The sequence below is a fragment of the Streptomyces sp. AcH 505 genome (genome assembly GCF_000818175.1).
Classification (GTDB): Bacteria; Actinomycetota; Actinomycetes; order Streptomycetales; family Streptomycetaceae; genus Streptomyces.
Genome location: NZ_JTIY01000001.1, coordinates 5035942 through 5037920, shown reverse-complemented (window position 1 = coordinate 5037920; position 1979 = coordinate 5035942). Strand labels below are relative to the sequence as shown.

The 1979-nt window shown below is 74.4% G+C and carries 1 pseudogene; it reads right to left on the bottom strand.

Annotation, left to right across the window (positions count from 1 at the left end):
• Window positions 1–179: 179 nt before the first annotated feature.
• Window positions 180–1979: pseudogene (locus HY68_RS23015) on the bottom strand (hypothetical protein); the annotation flags it as partial.

Sequence of the window (1979 nt, the reverse complement as noted above, 5' to 3'; positions counted from 1 at the left end):
AGCGACGCCGGCCGGATACCGGAGCAGGAGCACGGCGGCGTACGGGAGCGGGAACGCGACCGGGACAGGAACCGTGACCGGGACCGGGAGCACGGCTCCCACCGGGTGTCCCAGGCCGCCTGATCGCCCGGTTCACGTGAACTCTCAGGCAGCGTCACCCGCTCCGTTCGAGGGCGCTGCTATGTGGCCACTTCCGAAGCCGCCGGGGCCGGCTGCTCCTGGGAGCGCTTGAACATCCGCGTGGCCGTGATCTCGCCGTGCACCGTCTCGGTGCCCGGGTCCTGTTGGGGCAGCCCGGGGCGCAAGTGCTCCTCCACACTGATGTACTTGAGCCCGGCGCGCAGATCCGCGTCGTTGCGCAGCCGGATCACCAGCGGGAACTCCGCGAGCGCTGTCGTGTCGAACAGCCCCGTCGTATAGAGCAGCTGGACGCCCAGGGCGTCCGACACCGCGCGCTGGAGCTCCAGCAGATAGGTCGCGTTGGCGCGGCCGATGGGATTGTCGAGGAAGAGCGTCCCCGCGTGACGGTGCTTGTCGCGGCCCCGGTCGTTGCTCCGCAGGGCCGCCATCGTGCAGTAGAGGGCGATGGCGGCGGTGAGGAGCTGGCCGCCGGAGAAGACGTCCCCCATCTGACCGACCGGGACGCGCTCGGCGCGCAGCACCGCGTCCGGCTTGAGGATCTCGACGGCGACGCCCTTGGGCTGGAGCGCCGCCTGAACGCCCCGCAGCAGCAGGGACATCCCGTCCCTGCGCAGGTCGGAGTTCTTCTTCAGGGCGGCGTGGGTGGCTTCGTCGATGACCTCGCCCAGCCGCTCGGTGAGGGTCGTACGGTCCGGGTCCTCGAAGCGGATCCGCAGGAACTCCTGCCCCGACCACTCCCCCAGCCCCTCGGGCAGCCGGGACAGCCGCTGGGCCGAGCGCAGTGTCGTCAGCGCGGACTCCACCAGCCCGCGCAGCCGGTCCACGATGGACTCCCTGTTGCGCTCCAGCTGCGCCAGCTCGTCCGTCAGCACCCGCAGCCGGGGCGCGAACGCCTGCGCCCAGCGCGCCGCGTGCTCGGGGAGCGCCGCCGCGGGCAGCTCGCGGATCTGCTGGCGGGCCGGGGTGCGGACCTGCTCGTAGCGGGTCGAGTTGGCGTGCCGTACGAGGATGTCACTGGCCTCACGCACCGCGGTCTCCGCCGCGGACAGTTCCGTGGCACAGGCCCGCAGCGAGCGGCGGGCCTCCGCTGCGGACTGCCGGGCCTCGTCCAGGCTGCCCGGGTACGGCTCGGGGGGTGCGGGCTGCTCGGCGCCCGGTTCGTCGTCGGCGGGGGCGCCGCGCAGCAGGTCCCGCAGGAGGGCCGCTGTCTCGTCGAACCCGCCCGCCGCGTTCTCCGCGGCGCGGTGGGCGTGGAGCAGTTCGTCGTGGGCGGCGCGCGCGGTCTCCAGGGCGTCGCTGCGCAGGGCCAGTTCGGCGGTGGCGGTGCGCAGCAGGCTCTGGGCCTGTTCGGCGTCGGCGGGGACCTGCTCCGGGGGCAGCTCGGTGTGGGCGCTGCCGTCGGCCGGGGCGAGGCGCTCGGCCTCGCCGCGCAGCCTGCCGAGCTGTTCGCTGGCGGCCGACGCGCGCGATTCGAGCATCTGGACCAGGGATTCGGAGCGTGCCGCGGCTGCCTGCCGGGACGGGCCGTCGGCGCCGTCGGTGGATTCGAGGAGCTGGGCCGCGCGGGTACGGACCTTGTTGCTGAGCCGGTCCAGCTCGGTGAGGGCCGCGCTCTCGTCGCTCTCGGCGCGCGCCTGTTCGGCGCGCAGGTCGGCGCCGACGCCGACCTTCTCGTACAGCTGCGAGGCGGCGCGGTACGCCTCGCGCAGGGCGGGCAACGCTGCGCGCTTGATCCCGTCGGCGCCCTCCTCCGGCTGGGGCAGGCTCTCGGGCGCGCCGGCGATCTCGGCCCGCTCGGCGCGCAGCGCCCTGGCCGTGCGGCGGGCGTCGTCGGCTGC